Source organism: Paenarthrobacter ilicis, from assembly GCF_016907545.1.
Classification (GTDB): Bacteria; Actinomycetota; Actinomycetes; order Actinomycetales; family Micrococcaceae; genus Arthrobacter; species Arthrobacter ilicis.
The window spans coordinates 631,191-652,081 of sequence record NZ_JAFBCD010000001.1; the positions used below are offsets into that span (position 1 = coordinate 631,191).

A 20,891-nucleotide genomic window follows, 5' to 3' on the forward strand; every position below is an offset into this window, starting at 1 on the left:
ACCGAGCGACAAAGGAGTCCTTCATGAGTACCTCTACCCTGTCCCGGAAGAGCCCGGGAAAACCCAGCCTCCAAAGGGTGCGGCCCGGCAACCCCGGCGGCACAAGAAGCAACCTCAGCGGCTGGGGATTCGCCGCCCCGTTCCTGTTGTTCTTCCTGATGTTCCTGGTCTGGCCCATCCTCTACGGCTTCTACATGAGCCTCACGGGTAAGTCCCTCACCGGCGCCAACGACAACCTGATCGGTATCGCCAACTACGCCGAGGCCCTGGCCGACGCCGATATGTGGCACTCCCTGGGCAACACGCTCTACTTCACGGTGATCAGCACCGTTCCACTGGTTCTGGTGGCCCTGGTGATGGCCGCGCTGCTCAACGTCGGGCTGCCTGCCCAGTGGCTGTGGCGCCTGAGCTATTTTGCGCCCTACCTGCTGGCCTCCACCGTGGTGAGCCTCTTCTTCACCTGGATGTACAACCCGCAATTGGGCCTGATCAACGAGTTCCTTACCGGCATAGGCCTTCCCAGGGTTGCCTGGCTCAATGATCCCAACGTTGCCATGTGGGCGATCGTCATTGCCACGCTGTGGTGGACCGTGGGCTTCAACTTCCTGCTCTACCTGGCCGCGATGCAGAACATCCCGGCGCAGCATTACGAGGCAGCGTCACTGGATGGAGCCAGCGCCTGGCGGCAATTCTTCTCCATCACGCTTCCGCAGCTCACGCCCACCACAGTGATGATCGTTCTCCTTCAGATCCTGGCGTCGCTGAAGATCTTTGACCAGGTGTACCAAATGACGGCCGGCGGTCCTGCCGGTTCCACCCGGCCGGTGGTGCAGTACATCTTCGAAACCGGGTTTACCGGATACCGGCTGGGCTATTCGGCAGCCATCTCCTACATCTTCTTCGGACTGATCGTGGTGGTTTCCATCATGCAGTTCGTCATCACCCGCCGCAGGAGTGCATAGCCATGGCAATCCCTACCCTCACACGTCCAGCACCACATGCCACCACCGCCGGGAGCCCCAAGCCCCGCCAGCCCCGGAAGAAGCCGACGGTGGGCAGGATCTCCGCCATCGTTGTCGCTGCCTTCATCGCTGTGCTGTGGCTGATTCCGTTCGCGTGGGCCACCGCCACCGCCTTCAAAACCGAGGCGGATGCCGCGGCTCCGGACGTCACCTGGCTGCCGCCGTCGGGCTTCACTCCTGAAGCGTTCGTCAAGGTGTTCCAGGACGGCAACATCCCGCTCTGGACGTGGAACTCGCTCTACACATCGGCGGCCATTACGGCGATCACGCTGGTGATTTCGGCGCTGGTGGCGTACGCGCTCTCCAGGATCGACTTCAAGGGCAAAAAGGTGCTGATGACCGTGATCATTGCGTCCATCATCATCCCGCCGCCCGTGCTGATCATTCCGCTGTTCTACCAAATGCTGGCGCTGAACCTGATCGATACCTCGTGGGCCATCATCCTGCCGCAGGTCATCCACCCGGCCATGGTGTTCGTGCTGAAGAAGTTCTTCGACCAGATCCCGCGTGAACTCGAGGAAGCCGCCGTGATGGATGGTGCCAGCCGCTTGCGGATCTTCACCCAAATCATCCTGCCGTTGTCCCGGCCCATCCTGGCCGCCGTCGCGATCTTCGTGTTCATCGGTGCGTGGAACAACTTCCTGTGGCCGTTCATCGCCACCAACGACGGCAACCTGCTGACCCTCCCGGTGGGACTGCAGACCATCAAGAGCGCCTACGGCATCCAGTACGCGCAGAACATGGCGTCCGCGCTTCTGGCCGCGTTGCCGCTGATCGTCGTCTTCCTGTTCTTCCAACGCCAAATCATCAAAGGCGTTGCGACGACGGGACTCGCCGGAACCTGACCGGTACCAATTCTCAACAACAGTTTCAGTACACAACCAAGGAGATCCATGTCCCGCGCACGCATCACCCTCGACCGCGACTTCACCGTTGGCGAGGTACCCCGCCGGCTTTTCGGCTCCTTCGTGGAGCACATGGGCCGCTGTGTCTACACCGGAATCTACGAACCCGGCCACCCGGAAGCGGACGAGAACGGTTTCCGCCAGGACGTCATGAAGCTTGTGAAAGAACTTGGCGCCACCGTGATCCGGTACCCCGGCGGCAACTTCGTCTCCGGCTACAACTGGGAAGACGGGGTTGGCCCCGTGGAAAACCGGCCGCGCCGGCTGGACGGGGCCTGGCACACCGTGGAGACCAATGCATTCGGCCTGCACGAGTTTGTGGACTGGTCCAAGCAAGCCGGCACGGAAATCATGGAAGCCATCAACCTGGGCACCAGGGGAGTGGACGCGGCCCGGGAAATCGTGGAGTACGCCAACCACCCCGGTGGCACCTACCTTTCAGACCTCCGTGCCAAGAACGGCCACAAGGAACCGTTCAACATCAAGCTCTGGTGCCTAGGCAATGAGCTGGACGGGCCGTGGCAGATCGGCCACAAGACCGCCGATGAGTATGGCCGGCTGGCGCAGGAAGCCGCCAAGGCCATGCGGTTCGTAGACCCCACGCTGGAGTTGGTGGCCTGCGGAAGCTCCAGCTCTTCGATGCCCACTTTCGGTGCCTGGGAACAGACGGTCCTCACCCATACCTACGACGAAGTGGACTACGTGTCCCTCCACGCCTACTACCAGGAGCACGACGGTGACGTGGGCAGCTTCCTGGCCTCCGCCGTCGACACCGATTACTTCATCGAGTCAGTGATCGCCACCGCGGATGCCGTGCGCGCCAAGGGCAAGCACAAGAAGCACATCAACCTGTCCTTCGATGAGTGGAACGTTTGGTACCAGCGCGGCCTGGACACCGAGGACCAGCCGCACAACGTGGCCAAGGCAGGCTGGCGGGAGCACCCCCGCGTGATCGAGGACAAGTACAACGTCACCGATGCCGTGGTGGTGGGGACACTGCTCAACTCGCTGCTGCGCCACGGTGACCGTGTCAAGATCGCCAACCAGGCACAACTGGTCAACGTCATTGCTCCGATCCTTTCGGAGGAGAACGGCCCGGCGTGGAAGCAGACGATCTTCCACCCGTTCGCACGCATGGCCGAGCTCGCCAAGGGCCAGATCCTGCGGCTCGCGGTGGACTCGGACAAATACTCGAATGCACGGTTTGGCGACACGGATCTGGTGGACGTCAGCGCTACGTGGAACGAGGAAACGGGTCGCGTGGCATTGTTCTTTGCCAACCGCGGGCTGGAAGAAGCCGCCGACGTGGAGGTGGCCCTGCGTGGTTTCGACGCCCGGCAGGTGCTCCGCGCAGAGGTCCTGGAGATTCCCGAGGGTGGCGACCGGTTCACCATCAACAGCCAGGACCAGCAGGGCCGCGTTGGCCTGACGGCACTGGAAGGTGTGAAGGCCACCGGCTCCGAACTGCGCCTGACACTGCCCGCCCTGTCCTGGGCCGTCGTCGAGCTTGACGTGGTGAAAGCCTAGCCGCGTACCCAACTGGGTCGCAGCTGAGCACGTTTTGAGCCTTCAAAACGCGCTCTACTGCGACCCAGTTGGGTTAACGCACGACGGCGGATGGCTGGCTAGACAGCGCAGCCGTCAGGGCCGCAGGCCTCGGCGTCGGAAGCTCCCACCGGTATCAGCGGATTGGCTTCCTGCCAGGCCTGGTTCAGGGCCTCGCTGAAGAGGTCGGCGGGCTGGGCGCCTGAGATGCCGTACTTGCGGTCGATCACGAAGAACGGGACGCCGGTGACGCCAATGGCGCGGGCCTCGTTGATGTCCATGTTCACGTCATCGGTGAACTTGTCCGTGGTGAAAAGCTCTGTGACTTCATCGGCGGGAAGTGCCAGGGAGGCGCCGAGTTCCGTGAGGTACTCCTGGTTGCCGATGTCCTTGCCGTGCTCGAAGTGATCGCTGAGGAGCTGTTCCTTGGCGGCATCCTGCTTGCCGTGCTGCGACGCAAGGTGGATGAGCCGGTGGGCGGTGAAGCTGTTGGCCACCACCACTTTGTCGAAGTGGTAGTCCAGGCCCTCGCCCTTGGCGGTCTCCGTGACGTGGGCGAACATCTGCTTGACCTGCTCAGGGGCCATGCCCTTGCGGTTGCTCAGGTAGTCCAACTCCGTGCCGTCGTAGTGCTCCGGGACGGAGGGGTCCAGCTGGTAGCTCTTCCATTCGATGTCCACGGAATCGCGGTGCGGGAACTGTGCCAGGGCGGTCTCAAAACGGCGCTTGCCGATGTAGCACCACGGACACGCGACGTCTGACCAGATCTCAATCTTCATGCTGTTTGCAACCCGTCCCGCTGCGGAAGCATTCCCCGAACCCGTTGTTATGTTGGCCACTCAGAGCTCTGTTTCCATGACGAAATCGTGCTCAACGGCCCGTCCCAGCGTGAACGACTTGGTGCCAACGCGTTGGAAACCGCTCTTCTCGTAGAAGCGGATTGCCTTGGCATTCTCGCTGTTAACACCAAGCCAGACGCCGGCCGCTCCCTTGTCGGCGGCCACCGCCAAGGACGCCCGCATCAGCCGGGAGGCGACGCCTTGCCCGTGGTGATCCGGGTGGACGTAGCACTTGCTGAGCTCAGCTGAAGGAGTCGCAGACAAAACGGATGCCACATCCGGGTCACTGGCGGGTTTGGCAACCAGCATGGTGTAGCCGGCCAGTTCTCCGGCCTTTTCCAGGACCAGGACCGTGATGTTGGCATCGGTGAGGTATCCATTGAAGTTGGACTCGCCGAGGTGCGTTTCAACGTGGGTCTGGATGTCCGCGGGCGAAGCCCCTGGCGGGCAGGCCAGCGGAAAGGTGACGGCAGCAAGCTCGGCCAGCTTCCCGGCGTCATGCGTTGTGGCGGTGCGGATGGTCTCAGTCATGGTGTCCCCCTGGGTGAATTGCAGGACACAGCTCATGTCCCTAAGAACGAATCCTAGGGCCATTGCCTGTACATGAACCTGTAATCCGCTGTGGGGATGGATCATCCGGACAGTGGGCGCTCATGCAATCCCTTGCTTACGGGACCGGATGGGCGCATGCTGTGTCCTCATGCGACCCCCGGGACGGCCGGGTCTAACAAGGGACCACTGATTGTCCGAGACCAGCGGCAGGATCCAATACCGGCACGGGCAATTACTACCGGAGTTCCGGGCAGCCCTCAGGGAAACCGGGAACGGAAGGACGCGCCGAACGTGGCGGCTTGGCCCCGTGGCCTCCATCGAAAACAATTCAACCCAAGTGACGCTGGTTGCCGGTCTGATGGGGCTGGGGTGGCTGCTGACCTCGGGGCAAGGTCCTGGCGGCATCGCAGTCACGATCGTGATCGCCGGGCACCGGAAAGATACCGGGATCCGTGCTGCATTGACGTCATCGGAATGTACCGCGTGGCTCCACGCGATTCTGGGCCTTGACTGGACCCGGAGTATCTACCGGCTCGATGGCATCACGGGGGCCAGCCACGGTCCAGCCATCACTACCTACCGGCTCTTCCTGGATGCACAGCGCCAGGCCATGCCCCGGCCGCAAGAGATCGACGACGGGTTCAGCCGGCTCCTGATGGAGCCATGAACTCCACAGTGGGGCGTGACAACGAATATCAGTCGAGGATCTCTCTCGCGTTGTCCTTAAAGGCATCACGGCGTTGCTGGACGATTTCCTCGGCCAGGCTGTGGAGCTTGATGTTGCGGTGCTGGGAAGCCTTCTGGAGAACCGCGAAAGCTTCATCCTGGGAACAGTTGTTCTGGGCCATGATCATGCCGCACACCTGGTCTATGACGGTCCGTCGCTCCATGGCGAAAAAATTCAATGCCGCCGCGGCATCGTTCCCCAGGGCCATGGGAACTCCCAAGGCGCTGGTGACTCCCATGAAGGAAAGGTTCTTGACGTACTTGGGCCATTGTTGATCCGTTGCAGCGTCCTCCAGCAGGGTAGGGGTCCCGGTCTCCAAAGCGGTACGGGCGGGTCCCTCCCCAATGGACTGTTCCACCCCGTCCAGCAGGATTGCGGTGTCACTGCTTCCCGCAATGGTCATGGCCCGCTTGCGCCGGCGCAACGTCACGGCGCATTCAATGCGGGTACCGGTGACACGGCTGAGCGTTGTGGCTGCGAAGCCTGTCATTCCGTCCAGGAACGCCTTCAGATCTTCGGCGCTGCTGATCAGCTGGTGCAGGCGCTCAAAGTCATCGTTTTGTTCATTGCTTGGCACGACGGCGGCTGGCCACCAAAGTGACCAGCCGCCGTCGAGCTTTGTGAACCTTAGTCTGCCTTGACCGCCAACACCGGGCAGTCGGCCTCCAACAGGATCCGTTGGGAGACGCTGCCCATGATGAGTTTGCCCACCGGGCTGCGGCGGCGCAGGCCGATGACGATCAGTTCCGCCTGGTGCTCATCGGCAGCGTCCAGGACTTCGGCTGCGGCATCATGGCCGCGGATGGGTTGCTTGATGACGTGCTGCACGCCCTGCGAAGCAAGCCGCTCCTCGATGCTCTGGATCTCCGGTTCCTGCGCGTAGCGGTTATCCACCAGGGCATCGCCCTTGGAGGAGTTGATGACCAGCAATGTGCTGTTGCTCTTCCTGGCCTCGGCGATTGCCTGCGTCAATGCCGCTTCGCCTTCCGGTGTGGGGACGTATCCCACCACAATGGTCATGGTTTCTCCTGCTTCCGATCGGTCGGGATGGTGGCTTCCGTGGTGGTTGCCGGCGGCACGGACGCAACGGGATGTTCCGTGGTGGGTTCAGCGTCGTCGTAGCCAGCGGGCAGGGCCGTCGCCGGACGGTTGCGCCGGATGAGTTTGAACACCAGCGGCCAAGCCAGGATGATCGCGATGATGACGTAAATTCCGACGGCGATCGGCTCGCTGAAGAGCCCGGCCGGGTCGCCGGCACTGAGCTGCAATGTCTTGCGGAGCTGGCCTTCCAAACGGGGGCCGAGGATGACGCCCAGAATAAGCGGCAGCACGGGGAGCCCGAACCGGCGCATCATGAAGCCAAGTGCTCCCAGGACCAGCAGGATCACCAGGTCGAAAGCCTGCAGGTTCACCGAGTAGGCGCCCAAAGTAGCGAAGAACAGGATGCCTGCGTACAGGTACGGGCGGGGAAGTTGCAGCAACTTTGCCCACAGGGGTGCCAGAGGAAGGTTGATCAGCAGGAGCAGGAGGTTGCCAATGAAAAGGCTGGCAATCAAAGCCCATACCAAGGGTCCCTGGCTGGAGAAGAGCTGCGGACCGGGCTGGATGCCGTAGGACGTAAAGGCTGCGAGCATCACCGCGGCCGTTGCGTTGGTGGGCAACCCGAGGGCCAGCATGGGGGTAAGCGTTCCGGCCGCGGCAGCGTTGTTGGCAGCCTCCGGTCCGGCCACGCCCTCAATGGCGCCGTGTCCGAATTCTTCGGGGTGCTTGCTGAGGCGCTTTTCCGTGACATAGGAGAGGAAGGTGGGGATTTCGGCGCCGCCTGCAGGCAGTGCGCCGAACGGGAAGCCGAACACTGTGCCGCGGAGCCACGGCTTCCAGGAACGCTGCCAGTCCTTCTTGCCCATCCACGGACGGCCAACAGGAATGATGTGCAACGGGGTGCGGCGCAAGTGGGCAGCCACCCAGAGTGCCTCGCCCACGGCGAAGATGGCCACGGCCACCACCACAATGTCCAGACCGTCGGACAACAGCGGAATGCCGAACGTGAGGCGGCTCTGACCGGTGACGGAGTCCAAACCAACCAGGCCGATTGCCAGGCCCAGGCCCAGGGAAGCGAAGCCGCGGAGGCGTGACTTGCCCAGGACTGCGGTGACGGCCAGGAGAGCCAGCATCATGATGGCGAAGTAGCTGGGCGAGCCCAGGCTGACGGCGAACTTCACAACGATCGGCGCGCAGACGGCGAGGAGGGTGGTGCCAATGGTGCCCGCCACGAACGAGCCGATGGCCGCCGTCGCAAGCGCTTGGGCGGCGCGACCCGCCTTGGCCATCTTGTTGCCCTCAATGGCCGTGACCACGGATGACGATTCGCCCGGTGTATTCAACAGAATGGAGGTGGTGGAACCGCCATACATTCCGCCGTAGTAGATACCGGCGAACATGATGAACGCGCTGGTGGGTTCAAGGGCATACGTAACGGGGAGGAGCAGTGCCACGGTCATGGCCGGGCCCAGTCCGGGGAGGACACCAACGGCGGTGCCCAGGATGACGCCGATCATGGCGTACATCAGGTTCATGGGAGTCAGGGCGGTGGAGAAACCGTCCATCAAGGAGGACCAGACGTCCATCAGAGGATTCCTTCCAGGAGCCCGGCCGGCAAAGCGATGCCCAGGCCGAGGTAGAAGCCGTAGAAGGTGAGCAGGGAGAGCGCCACGGAGATGATTCCATCGCGGACGTAGCGGCGGCTGCCCAGGGCAAGGACGCTGCCCCAGAACAGGATGGTGCCGGAGATGACCCAGCCGGCCCAGTCGATCAGCAGGATGTTCAGGAGGAACGCACCGGCCAACGGAAGGATGGTTTTCCAGTCCGCAGGGTGGGTCAGGTCCACGTCCTCGCCTTCTTCGGCTTCGCCTTTACCGCCACGGAGGACGTTGATGGCCAGCATCACGGCGCAGATTAGGAGAATTCCGGCAACAATGAACGGGACCGTTTTGGGGCCTACGGGGTCTGATTTGGAGTACGGGGTTACCAGGCCGTTGGCGTCGAGGAAAACAAGGACGCCAACCACGCCGAGCAGGAGGGCTACCCCCAGCTCGGCGCGGCCTTTCAAGCCTGTTACTGCAGAGCTCACGCCAGGCCAAGCTTGGTGAGGACGTCCGCCACCCGCTTGTCCTGGTCGGTCAGGAAGGATTTGAACTCATCGCCGGTGACAAACGCGTCCGTCCAGCTGTGGGTCTTCAGCGCTTGCTTCCAGCCCTCGGAAGCGTGCATCTTCTCCAGCGCCGCAATCAGGGACTGCTTGTCGGCGTCGCTGATGCCCGGAGGGGCCACAACGCCACGCCAGTTGCTGAACACCAGGTCAATGTTGGATTCCTTCAGCGTAGGGGCATCCACGCCGTCCAGCCGCTTCTCACCACTGGTGGCCAGCACACGGACTTCGCCGGACTTGATCTGCTCCAGGTACTCACCGGCACCGGAAGCGGCAAAGCCGAGCTTGTTGCCCAGGATGGCGGGCAGGAGGTCGCCACCGCCGTCGTAGGAAACAAAGTTGACCTTGGTGGCGTCGATGCCAACGGCACCGGCCAACTGCATCGGCAGCAAGTGGTCAGGGCCGCCGGGGGAGGAGCCGCCGCCAACGGAGATGGATCCCGGATCAGCCTTCCAGGCCTTCACAAGATCGTCGATCGTCTTGTAGGGGGAGTCCTTGCTGACCATGATGGCGCCCGGTTCTTCAATGAGCTTCGCCAGGGGTGTGGTGTCCGTCAGTTTGGACTGCGACTTGTTGGTGTAGCTGGCGCCCACGACGCCCAGGCCCATCAGCATTGCGAGATCGCCGTTGCCCTTCTCATTGACCACGCGGGCCAGGCCTACAGTGCCGCCGGCGCCGGCGAGGTTGAAGACCTCGGTATTGTTGGCGATCTTCTCGTCATCAAGGACTTTGGCCGCTGCACGGGCCGTGGTGTCATAGCCGCCACCGGGAGTGTTCGGCACCATGATCTGGAGCCCGCTGATGGGGCCGGCTGCTGCGCCGGAGGTTTCCGAACCGGTGGAGCTCTTGCCTGTGGCACCGCAGCCTGTGGCCATCAGGGCGAGGCCAGCAGCGACGGCGGCAACTCGCAATGCGCGGATCTGGCGCATGGTGTTCCTCTTCTCAGTTATTAATTCTGTGCAGGGCGGTCAACGTTGAGCCCCGTGAACTGATGCTAGGCGGGGGCGTGACGGCGATCACTCTTGTGTTCGCAGTGATCTTTAAGTTCATTGCGTTCACGCACCGGGACGGTCCTGCAAGCCTCTGGGGTATAGTTCCCGTACGCCGCGCGGAGCACCCCCAGCCAGCTCCGGTCACCGGCACCACCTAAGGAACCGCACCGTGACTCGACGCAGAGGCATGTCCCTCGCAGGGCAATACCTGGTACTGCAGTTGCTCATAGTGCTGGCCGTCCTGGTAGCTGTTGTGGCAATCTCGCTGGCACAATCAGCCACCGCTTTCGAACGGACAGAAGGCCGCCGGGCGTTATCCGCCGCCGAAGCCCTGGGCAACAACCCCACCGTACGGGCACTGCTGCCCACGGCAGAACCACGTGGCGGTTCGGCCCTTCCTGCTGTGGCCGAGTCCGTCCGGACAGTCTCCGGTTCAGCCCACGTTGCCTTGGCCAAACTGGACGGCACCGTCATCACCGCCTCCGACCCCGGACTGATAGGCCGCAAGCTTCCCCTGGGCGAAAGCCGGGTCATGGAGGGCCGTGCCTGGACCGGTGTACTCAACGCCAACAACAGCGAAGTCCTTTCCGCCCACGTTCCGGTCATCGACGACTCCGGAACCATGATCGGCATCGCCTCCATCAGCCGCAACTATCCCTCCACACTGGAACGCCTGGGGGACGCCGTGCCCAACCTGCTCACCTACCTGGGCGTTGCCAGCATCCTGGGGGTTGCCGGCTCGCTCTTGTTGTCCCGCCGCGTCAAACGGCAGACCCTGGGCATGGAACCACGGGAGATCACCGGCCTGGTGGAGAACCGGGAAGCCATGCTGCAGGGATTGAAAGAAGGCGTGGTGGCGTTGGATCCCCACGAGCGGATTACCGTGGCCAACCAGAGTGCCCGCCAGCTCCTCGGGTTGCCCGCGGACTGCGTTGGCAAGAAACTCCGATCCCTCTCCGTTGACCCGGCGCTGAAGACAGTCCTGACCCGCGACCAAGCCGACCCTGACCAACTGGTGCTGGTCGGCGAACGGCTGGTGGTGATGAACCGCGTAGCCCTTCACTCGCACGGGCGCGACATCGGTTCAGTGACAACCCTGAGGGACCGGACAGAACTCTCCTCCCTGGAGAGCGAACTGGGTGCCACCCGCACGGTCACCAACACGTTGCGGGCACAAGCGCACGAGTTCGCCAACCAGCTCCACGTCATCTCAGGCCTGATCCAGATTGGGGAATACGATTCCGTGGTGCAGTTCGTCAACGGCGCCACAGTGGAACGCACCCGGCTCAACGACGACGTCACCAGCCGCATCGAAGACCCCGCGCTCGCCGCCCTGCTGATCGCCAAGGCCAGCCTGGCCTCGGAGCGTGGCGTGGATGTGCAACTGGACCCGGGTTCCACGCTTTCACCGGTGCCCGAGGAACTCTCCCGCGACATCACCACAGTGGTAGGCAACTTGGTGGACAACGCGTTCGACGCCGTCTCTGGACTCGCCGGGGCCTCGGTCAGCGTGCTGGTGGTTGACTCGCCGGACGGCGTCACTGTCACCGTGCGGGACAACGGCCCGGGGGTACCCTCCGATGCCGCGGAGGACATTTTCCGGCAGGGCTTTTCCACCAAGGACCCGGGCCCAGGTGATGCGCGGGGCTTTGGCCTGGCGCTCTCGCGGGTCATTTGCCGCCGCAGCGGTGGAGATCTGACAGTGGCAAACAACAACGGTGCAGTCTTCACCGCCCGGTTCACCAAGCAGGACTCACACGCAAGGAAAGAGGCATCGCAGCCGTGATCAAGGTCCTGATTGTTGATGACGACTTCATGGTGGCCAAGGTGCACGCCGGGTTCATCCAGAGGACACCCCACTTCGAAGTAGTGGGAGTGGCCCACACCGGAGCCCGCGCCGTGATGGAAACAGAACGCCTCCAGCCGGACCTTGTGCTGTTGGATATCCACCTTCCGGACATCAGCGGCCTGGACCTCATGCACCAGCTCCGGGACGTAGCCCCGGACCTGGACGTGCTGGTGATCAGCGCCGCCCGGGAAGTGGAAACAGTGCGCAAAGCCCTCCGTGGAGGGATAGTGCATTACCTGATCAAGCCGTTCTCCCAAGCGGACCTGCAGGAAAGGCTGGAGCACTACCTCAGCGCCTACCAAGGACTGGATGCCTCCAAGAACCAGGCAGAACAGGCGGACGTCAACCGCGTCTTCGGCGTCAGCGTCTCGGAGAGGTCACTGCCCAAGGGCTGCAGTGTGGAAACGCTGGAACTGGTTGAGTCCGCGCTCAAGTCCGCGCCCGGAGACCTTTCCGCGGCCGAGGTCGCAGAGATCCTGGGGACATCGCGGGTCAGCGCGCGCCGCTACCTGGAGTACCTCCACGACGAAGGTGCGCTGGACGTCAGACTCAAGTACGGCGTCGGGCGTCCTGAAAGGCGTTATGTGCTGAAGGGGCGGTGAGCCCACAGACGTGGATATCCTGCGGGCGGAGTTTCGGTGACCCACGCCAATGTGCCCATAAAGTGGCAGCATGGATAGTAGTTTCCTTATTGGTTTAGCTGCAGTTCTAGCAGTTATCCTCGCATTTGTTGTCATCGCAGCCCTGCGGCCACCCAGACCGGGACGGCATAAAGGCGCCCATGTTCCGGCAAAGGACCGCCCGGTTATCAGGAACGCCACCAACCACAGTGCAGTCACGGATGCCGTTGGACCCCGTTCAAAGCGATTCCCTGACCTGGAGCAGTAGAACGCGGCAGAGGCTCACCCTCCAGTTGGCCTTCGCTTCCCTGGCTTGAAGTGCGCAAGCCAGGGATCATGACGGGTATGGGATCGCGGTCAATGGACGGAAAACGGCCGCGGCCAATTGTTCAGAATGCCCTGGACAGTTCGAGTCATGCCTGTGGGCGTGGGCCAGTTCGTTAGAAGAGGTCCCGAATAAGTGCTGTTGCCGCATCCATGCCGTACAGCTTGTTCAAGGTATCCAAAATGTCCTCTGGCGACGACTCTGTACCTTTACGCCCTGACCGGCTGGACATCGCCAGGACGGCATGGAGTCCCAAATCCGGCCTCATGGACACCGTATCGAAGGCGAAGTCCTTGGCACTCACCACCTGAATGCCAGCAGGGATTTTTTCTTCAGGGAAGTCGCGGTAATTTTCTGTCACGATGCTGCCAGCGCCGCCCACAACTGCTGCAGCCAGCACATGCTCGTCATCGGGATCAGGCAAACCATAGGTCCCCTCGAGCCCTTCCCAATTCGTTACGACGGAGTCTCCGAAACTGGAGCGCATGCGGTCGACCAGGTGAGAGGCCTTTTCCCGCGCGCCTTCCTCACTGTCTCCTCGCTCTACCCGCTTAATCTCTTCGTTTGCCTCGATCTCCATAAGGATGGCCTCGCTAAAAATGAAGCGGTAAGCGCCCTCGAATGCCAGCGACAACAAAAGTCGCGTTGAGTGCTGGGCCAGAGGACACAGCTGTCAAGGAGGGCAGTGAACATGGTTCCTATGGTGTCATTGCTTGTGCTGTCGGCGGCGCTCCGCCGCTACAGCACGGGCCCTCTTCATCCTGCTAGTTGCTACCTCAGGGTTTTCATCGTCATCTGCTCCCAAGGAATCCAAAGCTTCGTATTGCTCCGCCTTTCGGACTTCCTTGAAGGCCAGGACGTCTTCGAGCTTAATGCGCCGGTGAGTACCAGGCTTTTCGAAGGGAATCTTTCCGGCATCCAGGAGGCGAACAAGTGTCGGACGCGTGACGCCCAACAGTTCCGCCGCCTGCTGCGTAGTCAAAGTCATGGAACTGGGGGTGATGGTAATGGCCAGGCCCTTACGCATTGCTTCCACGGTTTTAACGAGCACTTCATAGATTTCGTGGGGGATCTCAACTTGGTCGCCGGCTTCAACGCCGGAGAGAAAGAACTGTGGAGAAGGTCGAGAGCCGTTCTTCTCGGCATGGGCTTCCATGAAGCTGTAGATCTTGCCAGTTTGGGGCACCTCTGGTGCGAGGAAGGTTTCCTTGGTCGCTGCACTCGTAGCCATGGGTTGCTTGCTATCCGTTTTCCACGAAATTATCGTTTTGTTCGTTTTGACTCATGATAGTCCCTTAGGCTGAGTGCAGCTAGTCGTCGGGCCAGCGGGCTCATTCGGAGCTCGCGTTCTCATGCTTCACGGTGTCGTAGTGCGTCGGTTCGCCAACGCTGAGTCCCGGATTGATCCGTCCGCCTGCGAGCAGATCCACGGTGGCCAGGTCCTCGGCCAGCCGCAACGGGTTTTCCCAACCCATCGGGGTTACCGCGGTTCCGAGCTCAATCCTTGATGTGCGCTGGCTGGCGGCGCCCATGACTGCTCCAAGGGAGGCGCTCCGAACTGCAAATGACGGTGCCGCAACCACGGCGGTACCGGGGACGACGGCGGAAGGTTACCTTTCGTGATGGGAGCGGGCAAGCCGCCGTATCTCACTGGCGGGAAGACGCTCTCAGCCTGGGAGCTGAACCTGATTCCCTTGCACGCATGACCAAAGCCTTCGAAGGTGAGAATTCGAAGCTCTCACTAAGCCCCTGCCGTCTTCAGGTAGTTCCGGATCCCGTCCACCACCAGTTGGTGATCCTCATCGGAGCTCAACCCGGACACTGTGATCGCGCCGATCACGCCGGCACCACGGACGCGAAGGGGGAATGAGCCTCCGGCAAGGGTGTAATCCTCCCGCGCAAGCCAGCCGCCGCCCATCGGGTCCCGTTCTGCGAACTGCTCGCCCAGCAGTTGGGTGCTGTGTTCGAAGCGCAGTACAGCGTTGGATTTCCGCCGGATCCACTCCTCTTGGTCAGCCGTTGCGCCGGGAAGCACACAGCGGAAAAGCACCACGTTGTGGCGTCGGATATCGATCGCGACTCCGAGACCGGCGGAGATGGCGTGGTTGGCGATCAGCGAACCGAGCCGCCAGGCGTCGTGGTTGTCGAACGATGCGAAGACCAGTTCTTCCTCCTGGGCCCTCAGCTCGGCCATTCGCCCGGGGCTGCTCATGCCTCACCCATTTTGTCAGAGGAGTAGCTCAGGCCGATCTGGCGGCGGATCTCGTCCATGGCCGCCATGATGGCGACGCTTTCGCTGGGTGGCAGGATGGTTCCTGCGGGCTCGCCGGCCTTGACCAGGCGTTCCATCTCGGCGGCCTGGAACTGCATGCCACGGCTGTTAACGGGCTGGTCGTAGCGGTCCACCGCCTCTCCGTCGGCGCCGTAGACCGTGAATGGCACAGGGTTGTACCAGGTGTGCTCAATGTCGATGTAGCCTTTGGAACCGATCACCATGGCGCGGTTGGCGCTGGCCGCATCGAGTTCGCAGTCCACCAAAGCCTGCGCGCCGCCGTCGTAATCAAAAATCGCCGCCGTTTGGCGGTCCACGCCGGTGGCCGACATGGTGGCGCTGGCCTTGATGCCGGAGGGGACGCCCAGGATGTCGATCGCGAAGGAGATCGGATAGATCCCCAGGTCCAGGAGTGCCCCGCCACCCAGGGCGGGATCGTTGAGCCGGTGCGCCGGGTCCTGGGGCAGGCTCTGGTTGTGGCTGGCCACCACCTTCCGGACCTCGCCGATGGCCCCATCAGAAATCAGTTCGCGGATGCGGATCATGTGCGGCAGGAACCTCGTCCACATGGCCTCCAGTGCAACGAGGCCCTTGGACCCGGCAAGATCCACTATCTCCTGCGCTTCGCGGGCGTTCATGGTGAACGACTTCTCCACCAGCACGTGCTTGCCGGCATTCAGGGCCAACAGGGCATTCGCATGGTGCATGGGGTGCGGGGTGGCGATGTAGACCACGTCAATCAACGGATCAGCCACCAGGTCCTCATAACTGCCGTGCGCGGTTGCCACGCCGTACTGCCCGGCGAACGCCTTGCTTGAGTCCAGCGAACGGGACCCCACAGCCTGCACCGTGAAGCCATTCTCCTTCAGATCCTTGGTCTGCAGTCCGGCAATAAAACCGGTGCCCAGGATGCCCCAGCGGATGGTGCCGTCGGAAGTGCCGTTGTTCAAAGTCACGAAGTCAGTCCTTTGGTGAGTCAGAATGCGGGTAGGCCACAAACGCAAAGCGCCCGGAGTCCGGCGACCAACTGTTGACGTTGAGGGTACCTTGGCCGCCGAAAAGTGGCCATGTATGGAGGGGAGTGGTCCAGTCCCCGGTGGAAACGAGTACGACGGCGACCGGCAAGTCGGCGGGGTGCCCTTCCGTTCCGCTGGGGAACCGGATGTAGCTGGCGAAGCGCCCATCGGGGGAGAGGTGCGGGAACCAGTCGACGGTATCGGACGTGAGGAGCTGCTGGAAGTCGCTGCCGTCGGTCCGGATCCGGGCAAGCTGGGCATGGCCGGGCGCCGAGGTGAAGGACTCGGTGTTCAGGAAGAGCCACTCTCCATCCGGCGAGTACTCAGGGCCGTCGCAGTGACCGGACCCAACATCAACGCGGGCGGTCGCACCGCCGTCGGACGCCAAGGTCATCAGGCGCCCCGGCTGCGTGAAGTCGCCCGACTCGATGCCCACGTACGCCAACTGTGCACCGTCCGGGCTGACGCCGTGGAGGAAATGGAAGGAGCCGTCGTCGTCCGTGATCCTGGTGGCGGGGCCACCGGAAAGCGCGGCACGGTAGATGTGGCCGTCGTTGGCGGAGAGGAAGACGGTGGTGCCATCTGGGGCCAGGACGTGGTCGTTGTTCAGGTCCGGGACGCCCGTGAGGGGTATGTGCTCCAGGGTCCGTTCTTCACAGTCCAGCCTCCACAACTTCCCGTCCCCGTTGAGGATCAGTGAGCTGCCGTCCAGGGTCCAGTTCGGTGCTTCGAGGAGGATCTCGTCTGTGCTGTAAACGAGCTCGGCTTCACCGGTCACCGACGCAATCCACACCTCGCAGTGCTGGCCGGGTTGAAGGGTGCGGATCGCATCGGCCACAAGCTAGTCCTTGCTGCTGAAGGCGGCGTCGAAGCTGGTTTGCGAGGCGGGGAAGTCGAACTTCTTGAGTGCTGCGAGGGCTTCGGGGGCGCCGTGGAGGCGGTCCATGCCTGCGTCTTCCCATTCGATGCTGATGGGGCCGTTGTAGCCGATTGCGGTGAGGGCGCGGAAGGAGGATTCCCAGGGCACGTCGCCGCGTCCGGCGGAGACGAAGTCCCAGCCGCGGCGGGGATCGCCCCAGGGCAGGTGGGAGCCCATGACGGTGTTCCGGCCGGTGGGGCGGAGCTTGGTGTCCTTGCAGTCCACGTGGTAGATCCGGTCTTTGAAGTCCCAGATGAAGGACACGGGGTCGATGCCTTGCCACATGAAGTGGGAGGGGTCCCAGTTCAGGCCGAACGCTTCGCGGTGTCCGATCGCTTCGAGGGTGCGGACGGTGGTCCAGTAGTCGTAGGCGATCTCACTGGGGTGGACTTCGTGGGCGAAGCGGACCCCGTTTTCGTCGAAGACGTCCAGGATGGGGTTCCAGCGGTCGGCGAAGTCCTGGTATCCGGCTTCGATGACTTTCTCGGGGACGGGCGGGAACATGGCGACGTATTGCCAGATGGAGGAGCCGGTGAACCCGACGACGGTGTCCACGCCCAGGGCGCGGGCGAGGCGGGCGGTGTGTTTCATTTCTTCGGCGGCACGTTGGCGGACGCCTTCGGGCTCGCCGTCGCCCCACACGCGTGAGCCGACGATTGCTTCGTGGCGGAAGTCGATGGGGTCATCGCAGACGGCCTGGCCCTTGAGGTGGTTGGAGATGGCCCAGACTTTGAGGTTGTACTTTTCCAGGATGGCGAGTTTGGACTCGACGTAGCCGGGTTCGTCCCAGCGCCAGGCGTCGAGGTGGTCTCCGGAGACGGCGATTTCCAGGCCGTCGTAGCCCCAGCCCGAGGCAAGCTTGGCGACTTCCTCGAAGGGGAGGTCGGCCCACTGGCCGGTGAACAGGGTGTACGGGCGGGGCATGTCAGGCTCCTTCGTTGGTGGTGCTGGTTGGCTGTGCGGACAGTTGAATCAGTGAGCTTTTCGCGGCGGCGGACTCTTCCACGGCTGCGAGGATGTGCTGGACGTTCAGGCCGTCCTGGAAGGAAGGCGATGGCGCCTCGCCGGCCGCAATAGCGGTGAGGAAGTCCCGGATCTGGTGGGTGAAGGTGTGCTCCCAGCCGATGATGTGGCCCTGCGGCCACCATGCCTCGAGGTAGGGGTGCTCGGGTTCGTTGACCAGGATGCGGCGGAAGCCCTGTTCGCGGACCGGGACGGTGGCGTCCAGGAACATGAGCTCGTTCAGGTTCTCCAGATCGAACGTCAGTGATCCGGCCGAGCCGTAGATTTCGAGTTTGAGGGAGTTCTTCTGGCCCGTCGCTACACGGGAAACCTCTACCGAGGCGATTGCTCCGGAGGCGAGTGTCAGCGTGGCCCAGGCGGCGTCGTCCACCGTGACATCCTCCAGCCCGCCTGCGGAATCACTGGTTCCGGGGCGCTTGTCCACGAACGTCTGCAGGCGGCCGGAGACCTCGGTGACGGCGTCACCCAGCAGGAAGAGGACTTGGTCGATGGCGTGCGAGGCGATGTCGCCGAGCGCGCCGGAGCCTGCGGTCTCCTTGCGGAGGCGCCAAGTCATGGGGGATTCGGGATCGCTCAGCCAGTCCTGGAGGTAGGCGGCGCGGACGTGCCGGACGGTGCCGAGGCGGCCTTCGGCGATGAGTTCTTTGGCAAGGGCCAAGGCCGGGACGCGGCGGTAGTTGAAGCCGATCATGGACTGGACGCCACGCTTGCGGGCTTTCGCGGCGGCTGCGGTCATGAGTTCGGCTTCGGCCAGGGTGTTGGCCAGGGGCTTTTCAACCAGGACGTGCTTGCCGGCTTCCAGCGCGGCGATGGCGATTTCGGCGTGCATCCAGCCGGGTGCGCAGATGTCGATGATGTGGATGTCATCGCGTTCGATCACCTCCCGCCAGTCGGTGGCTGCTTCGGCCCAGCCGTATTTGGTGGCGGCCTCTGCCACGCCGGTAGCGTCCCGGCCTACGAGGACTTTTTGTTCGAAGGCCGGGACGTCGAAGAAACTGGCCACGTTCCGCCACGCATTCGAGTGGGCCTTGCCCATGAAGGCGTAGCCGATAGCGGCCACACCCAGCGGCTGCGTCGTATGCTTTGGGGCATCCGATGCCGGGGCGGGATCGGATGAATGGGCGGGGGTGGTCATGGTGTGTTTCCTCGCTGGCTTGGTGCGGATCTAGAGGGTGGCTGATTCCGGGGCCCAGTCTTCAGGGACGGCCTCCGACGCGGGCGCGTTGCTGGTTACGTCCACGAACGAGCCGGATTCGACGGACTCCGAAATCGAGACCATGCTGTCCAGCACATGGTAGGCCAGGTCCCCCGTGGCACGGTGTGCGGTGCCGGCACGAAGGGCACGGGCCATGTCCAGCACGCCCAGGCCGCGGCCGTTGGCCGGTCCCGTGGCCGGAATGATCTCCGGTTCCTCAGCTCCTGGACGCCACAGCTTCAGGTCGCCGTCGAAGTAGTTGGGGTCCGGCAGTGACAGCGTGGCCTCCGAGCCGGTGATCTCCACGAAACCCATTCGCAGGCGCGGCGATTCGAAACTGAACACGCTGTGCGAGGACTGTCCACCCTCGAACTGCGCCATGGCGGAGACGTGGGTAGGGACCTCGACGGCGAATTCCTCGCCGGCCTTGGGACCGGAACCGATCACTCGGGTCTTCTTCGCTGCGGAACCGACGGCGGCCACCTTGCGGACCGATCCGAACGTCTGGATCAAGGCCGTGAGGTAGTACGGGCCCATGTCGAACAACGGTCCGGCCCCGTGGGAGAAGAGGAACGCCGGGTTGGGGTGCCAGGACTCAGGGCCCGGCGTCTGGAACGTGGTCAAACCGGTCAGCGGCGTACCGATGTCACCGCGTTCAATGATCCGGCGGGCCGTCTGCAGCCCGGCACCCAGGAACGTGTCCGGTGCCGTGCCCAGGCGGATCCCTGCGGCGTCCGCAGCCTTGAGCAGCCCAAGCCCGGACTCGCGGTCCAGGGAGAAGGGCTTCTCCGTCCACACGTGCTTGCCGGCGTTGACCGCTGCCGTGGCCACTTCAACGTGCGCCGCCGGGATGGTCAGGTTCACAATGATCTCGACGTCGGGGTGGTTCAGTGCCAGTTCAGGGGCACCGAACTCCGGGATGCCGTATTCCTCGGCCCGTGCCTTGGCGGCTTCTTCGAAGAGATCGGCGATCACCAGGACCTTCACGTCCGGGAACGTGGTGAGGTTGTCCAGGTACTGCTTGGAGATGTTGCCTGCGCCGATGACTGCGACGCCGACAGGACCCTTGCGGGTGGACGGTGCGAAGCTCATGCTGTGGCTCCTTCTGCGGCGTCGGCGCTTGTTGCTGCGGTCAGGTAGTTCAAGGACTCGGTGATGCCCTGGAAGATGTCACCGGAGTAATCGTCGAATTCCACTACGCCCACTTCCAGCGACTTTGCTGCCGCGATGACGTCCAGCACAGGGATGGTGCCCTGTCCGGCGGGTTGCTGCGCCTTGGTGTCGGTGTTGCCCGGGCCGTCCTTAATGTGGATGAGCTTCACGCGGTCTCCCAAACGCGCCAGCAGTTCAACGGGGTCCTGCCCACCGACGGCCACCCAGTAGGTGTCCACTTCCAGCACAACTTCGGGGTCCAGCAGTCCTTCGAAGTACTCCAGGGCCGTCTGGCCATCGATGCTGGACTCCAGCTCCCACGCGTGGTTGTGGTAGCCCACGGTGATGCCGTATTCAGCGCCCTTCTTGGCCGCAGCGTTGAGCTTGGCCGCGGTTCCCTGGATGGTTTCCGCGTCCTGCCAGTGCTCCGCAGGAAGGAAAGGATCAATGACCGTGGTGATGCCCAGTTCCTTGGCGGCGGCAAAGATCTCATCCTGGTCCTGGCTCAGCAAGGGTGCGTGGCCGGACGGAGCAGTCAGCCCGTTCTCTTTCAAGGCTGCGCCCAGCTCGGACGCTGTGGCAACAAAGTTGTATGGCTCAACCTGCGTAAAGCCGATCTCTGCCACCTTCTTGATGGTTCCAGGCAAATCCTCCTGGATGGCATTGCGGAGGGTGTACAGCTGGAGTGAGTAAGACATTGGTTTCCTTTGCGGGAGTGGATGGAGCTGGA

22 protein-coding genes and 1 pseudogene are annotated in these 20,891 nt (G+C 62.9%); 6 read left to right on the forward strand and 17 right to left on the reverse strand.

Annotated elements, in window-relative coordinates; all coding sequences use genetic code 11:
- The first annotated feature begins 23 nt into the window (after positions 1-23).
- The 3 genes from JOE60_RS02995 to arfA are packed head-to-tail and all read left to right on the forward strand — an operon-like array spanning position 24 to position 3,454.
- Entirely contained in the window at positions 24-962 is a 939-nt protein-coding gene (locus JOE60_RS02995) for a carbohydrate ABC transporter permease (protein WP_167265118.1), read from the forward strand.
- Positions 963-964: 2 nt separating this feature from the next.
- On the forward strand, positions 965-1,867 hold the full coding sequence (locus JOE60_RS03000; protein ID WP_167265117.1) for a carbohydrate ABC transporter permease: 903 nt from the start codon (positions 965-967) through the stop codon (positions 1,865-1,867).
- A gap of 48 nt (positions 1,868-1,915) precedes the next feature.
- On the forward strand, positions 1,916-3,454 hold the full coding sequence (gene arfA, locus JOE60_RS03005; RefSeq protein WP_167265116.1) for an arabinosylfuranosidase ArfA: 1,539 nt from the start codon (positions 1,916-1,918) through the stop codon (positions 3,452-3,454).
- A gap of 98 nt (positions 3,455-3,552) precedes the next feature.
- Here the strand turns inward: arfA and JOE60_RS03010 are convergent, their stop codons facing one another.
- Both JOE60_RS03010 and JOE60_RS03015 read right to left on the reverse strand, forming a co-directional pair.
- Positions 3,553-4,251: a DsbA family oxidoreductase gene (locus JOE60_RS03010; protein ID WP_167265115.1), complete on the reverse strand. Its 699-nt coding sequence runs from the start codon at positions 4,249-4,251 to the stop codon at positions 3,553-3,555.
- A 60-nt stretch (positions 4,252-4,311) separates the two neighbouring features.
- Positions 4,312-4,842, reverse strand: coding sequence for a GNAT family N-acetyltransferase (locus tag JOE60_RS03015; RefSeq protein ID WP_167265114.1), 531 nt, complete (start codon positions 4,840-4,842; stop codon positions 4,312-4,314).
- A 211-nt stretch (positions 4,843-5,053) separates the two neighbouring features.
- On the opposite strand from JOE60_RS03015, the gene JOE60_RS03020 reads away from it, so the two are divergent.
- Entirely contained in the window at positions 5,054-5,530 is a 477-nt protein-coding gene (locus JOE60_RS03020) for a hypothetical protein (protein WP_167265113.1), read from the forward strand.
- 28 nt (positions 5,531-5,558) lie between these two features.
- Here JOE60_RS03020 and JOE60_RS03025 read toward each other — a convergent pair whose 3' ends face one another.
- The 5 genes from JOE60_RS03025 to JOE60_RS03045 are packed head-to-tail and all read right to left on the reverse strand — an operon-like array spanning position 5,559 to position 9,727.
- The gene (locus tag JOE60_RS03025) at positions 5,559-6,167 is read right to left on the reverse strand and encodes an ANTAR domain-containing protein (protein ID WP_338112548.1); all 609 of its coding nucleotides are present in this window, start codon (positions 6,165-6,167) and stop codon (positions 5,559-5,561) included.
- Positions 6,168-6,217: 50 nt separating this feature from the next.
- The gene (locus tag JOE60_RS03030; protein WP_167265112.1) at positions 6,218-6,610 is read right to left on the reverse strand and encodes a universal stress protein; all 393 of its coding nucleotides are present in this window, start codon (positions 6,608-6,610) and stop codon (positions 6,218-6,220) included.
- Positions 6,607-8,217 carry a tripartite tricarboxylate transporter permease gene (locus tag JOE60_RS03035; RefSeq protein WP_239528798.1) on the reverse strand — a complete coding sequence of 537 codons (1,611 nt, stop codon included), beginning with the start codon at positions 8,215-8,217 and terminating at the stop codon, positions 6,607-6,609. Before JOE60_RS03035 ends, JOE60_RS03030 begins: the two co-directional genes overlap by 4 nt.
- Positions 8,217-8,720: a tripartite tricarboxylate transporter TctB family protein gene (locus tag JOE60_RS03040; RefSeq protein WP_167265111.1), complete on the reverse strand. Its 504-nt coding sequence runs from the start codon at positions 8,718-8,720 to the stop codon at positions 8,217-8,219. Before JOE60_RS03040 ends, JOE60_RS03035 begins: the two co-directional genes overlap by 1 nt.
- Positions 8,717-9,727, reverse strand: a complete 1,011-nt coding sequence (locus tag JOE60_RS03045; protein WP_167265110.1) for a Bug family tripartite tricarboxylate transporter substrate binding protein — start codon at positions 9,725-9,727, stop codon at positions 8,717-8,719. The genes JOE60_RS03040 and JOE60_RS03045 overlap by 4 nt, the downstream gene beginning before the upstream one ends.
- 250 nt (positions 9,728-9,977) lie before the next feature.
- Between JOE60_RS03045 and JOE60_RS03050 the strand changes: the two genes are divergently transcribed.
- Positions 9,978-11,576 carry a sensor histidine kinase gene (locus JOE60_RS03050; protein ID WP_167265704.1) on the forward strand — a complete coding sequence of 533 codons (1,599 nt, stop codon included), beginning with the start codon at positions 9,978-9,980 and terminating at the stop codon, positions 11,574-11,576.
- Positions 11,573-12,241 (forward strand): response regulator, encoded by a 669-nt coding sequence (locus tag JOE60_RS03055; RefSeq protein ID WP_167265109.1) that lies wholly within the window; start codon positions 11,573-11,575, stop codon positions 12,239-12,241. The genes JOE60_RS03050 and JOE60_RS03055 overlap by 4 nt, the downstream gene beginning before the upstream one ends.
- Positions 12,242-12,699: 458 nt before the next feature.
- Here JOE60_RS03055 and JOE60_RS03060 read toward each other — a convergent pair whose 3' ends face one another.
- From JOE60_RS03060 to JOE60_RS03105, 10 genes and pseudogenes are all read right to left on the reverse strand, one after another.
- On the reverse strand, positions 12,700-13,221 hold the full coding sequence (locus JOE60_RS03060) for a PIN domain-containing protein (RefSeq protein WP_338114740.1): 522 nt from the start codon (positions 13,219-13,221) through the stop codon (positions 12,700-12,702).
- A gap of 69 nt (positions 13,222-13,290) precedes the next feature.
- Positions 13,291-13,815 (reverse strand): helix-turn-helix domain-containing protein, encoded by a 525-nt coding sequence (locus JOE60_RS03065; protein ID WP_167265108.1) that lies wholly within the window; start codon positions 13,813-13,815, stop codon positions 13,291-13,293.
- A 118-nt stretch (positions 13,816-13,933) separates the two neighbouring features.
- Positions 13,934-14,166: pseudogene (locus tag JOE60_RS03070) on the reverse strand (LLM class flavin-dependent oxidoreductase); the annotation flags it as partial.
- Between the two features lie 159 nt (positions 14,167-14,325).
- Entirely contained in the window at positions 14,326-14,796 is a 471-nt protein-coding gene (locus tag JOE60_RS03075; protein ID WP_167265107.1) for a heme-degrading domain-containing protein, read from the reverse strand.
- On the reverse strand, positions 14,793-15,812 hold the full coding sequence (locus JOE60_RS03080; protein ID WP_167265106.1) for a Gfo/Idh/MocA family protein: 1,020 nt from the start codon (positions 15,810-15,812) through the stop codon (positions 14,793-14,795). Before JOE60_RS03080 ends, JOE60_RS03075 begins: the two co-directional genes overlap by 4 nt.
- A gap of 4 nt (positions 15,813-15,816) precedes the next feature.
- Positions 15,817-16,710 carry a TolB family protein gene (locus JOE60_RS03085; protein ID WP_338112547.1) on the reverse strand — a complete coding sequence of 298 codons (894 nt, stop codon included), beginning with the start codon at positions 16,708-16,710 and terminating at the stop codon, positions 15,817-15,819.
- Positions 16,711-16,713: 3 nt separating this feature from the next.
- Positions 16,714-17,715, reverse strand: a complete 1,002-nt coding sequence (locus JOE60_RS03090) for a sugar phosphate isomerase/epimerase family protein (RefSeq protein WP_167265105.1) — start codon at positions 17,713-17,715, stop codon at positions 16,714-16,716.
- A 1-nt stretch (position 17,716) separates the two neighbouring features.
- On the reverse strand, positions 17,717-18,949 hold the full coding sequence (locus tag JOE60_RS03095) for a Gfo/Idh/MocA family protein (protein WP_167265104.1): 1,233 nt from the start codon (positions 18,947-18,949) through the stop codon (positions 17,717-17,719).
- Positions 18,950-18,979: 30 nt separating this feature from the next.
- On the reverse strand, positions 18,980-20,101 hold the full coding sequence (locus tag JOE60_RS03100) for a Gfo/Idh/MocA family protein (RefSeq protein ID WP_167265103.1): 1,122 nt from the start codon (positions 20,099-20,101) through the stop codon (positions 18,980-18,982).
- Positions 20,098-20,859: a sugar phosphate isomerase/epimerase family protein gene (locus tag JOE60_RS03105; protein ID WP_167265102.1), complete on the reverse strand. Its 762-nt coding sequence runs from the start codon at positions 20,857-20,859 to the stop codon at positions 20,098-20,100. The genes JOE60_RS03100 and JOE60_RS03105 overlap by 4 nt, the downstream gene beginning before the upstream one ends.
- Positions 20,860-20,891: the final 32 nt, after the last annotated feature.

Bases quoted from the DNA above. Each gene is read 5' to 3' on its own strand.
- JOE60_RS02995 (WP_167265118.1), top strand. From the start codon at position 24: ATGAGTACCTCTACCCTGTCCCGGAAGAGCCCGGGAAAACCCAGCCTC.
- JOE60_RS03000 (WP_167265117.1), top strand. From the start codon at position 965: ATGGCAATCCCTACCCTCACACGTCCAGCACCACATGCCACCACCGCC.
- arfA (WP_167265116.1), top strand. From the start codon at position 1,916: ATGTCCCGCGCACGCATCACCCTCGACCGCGACTTCACCGTTGGCGAG.
- JOE60_RS03010 (WP_167265115.1), bottom strand. From the start codon at position 4,251: ATGAAGATTGAGATCTGGTCAGACGTCGCGTGTCCGTGGTGCTACATC.
- JOE60_RS03015 (WP_167265114.1), bottom strand. From the start codon at position 4,842: ATGACTGAGACCATCCGCACCGCCACAACGCATGACGCCGGGAAGCTG.
- JOE60_RS03030 (WP_167265112.1), bottom strand. From the start codon at position 6,610: ATGACCATTGTGGTGGGATACGTCCCCACACCGGAAGGCGAAGCGGCA.
- JOE60_RS03035 (WP_239528798.1), bottom strand. From the start codon at position 8,217: ATGGACGTCTGGTCCTCCTTGATGGACGGTTTCTCCACCGCCCTGACT.
- JOE60_RS03045 (WP_167265110.1), bottom strand. From the start codon at position 9,727: ATGCGCCAGATCCGCGCATTGCGAGTTGCCGCCGTCGCTGCTGGCCTC.
- JOE60_RS03050 (WP_167265704.1), top strand. From the start codon at position 9,978: ATGTCCCTCGCAGGGCAATACCTGGTACTGCAGTTGCTCATAGTGCTG.
- JOE60_RS03065 (WP_167265108.1), bottom strand. From the start codon at position 13,815: ATGGCTACGAGTGCAGCGACCAAGGAAACCTTCCTCGCACCAGAGGTG.
- JOE60_RS03075 (WP_167265107.1), bottom strand. From the start codon at position 14,796: ATGAGCAGCCCCGGGCGAATGGCCGAGCTGAGGGCCCAGGAGGAAGAA.
- JOE60_RS03090 (WP_167265105.1), bottom strand. From the start codon at position 17,715: ATGCCCCGCCCGTACACCCTGTTCACCGGCCAGTGGGCCGACCTCCCC.
- JOE60_RS03095 (WP_167265104.1), bottom strand. From the start codon at position 18,949: ATGACCACCCCCGCCCATTCATCCGATCCCGCCCCGGCATCGGATGCC.
- JOE60_RS03100 (WP_167265103.1), bottom strand. From the start codon at position 20,101: ATGAGCTTCGCACCGTCCACCCGCAAGGGTCCTGTCGGCGTCGCAGTC.
- JOE60_RS03105 (WP_167265102.1), bottom strand. From the start codon at position 20,859: ATGTCTTACTCACTCCAGCTGTACACCCTCCGCAATGCCATCCAGGAG.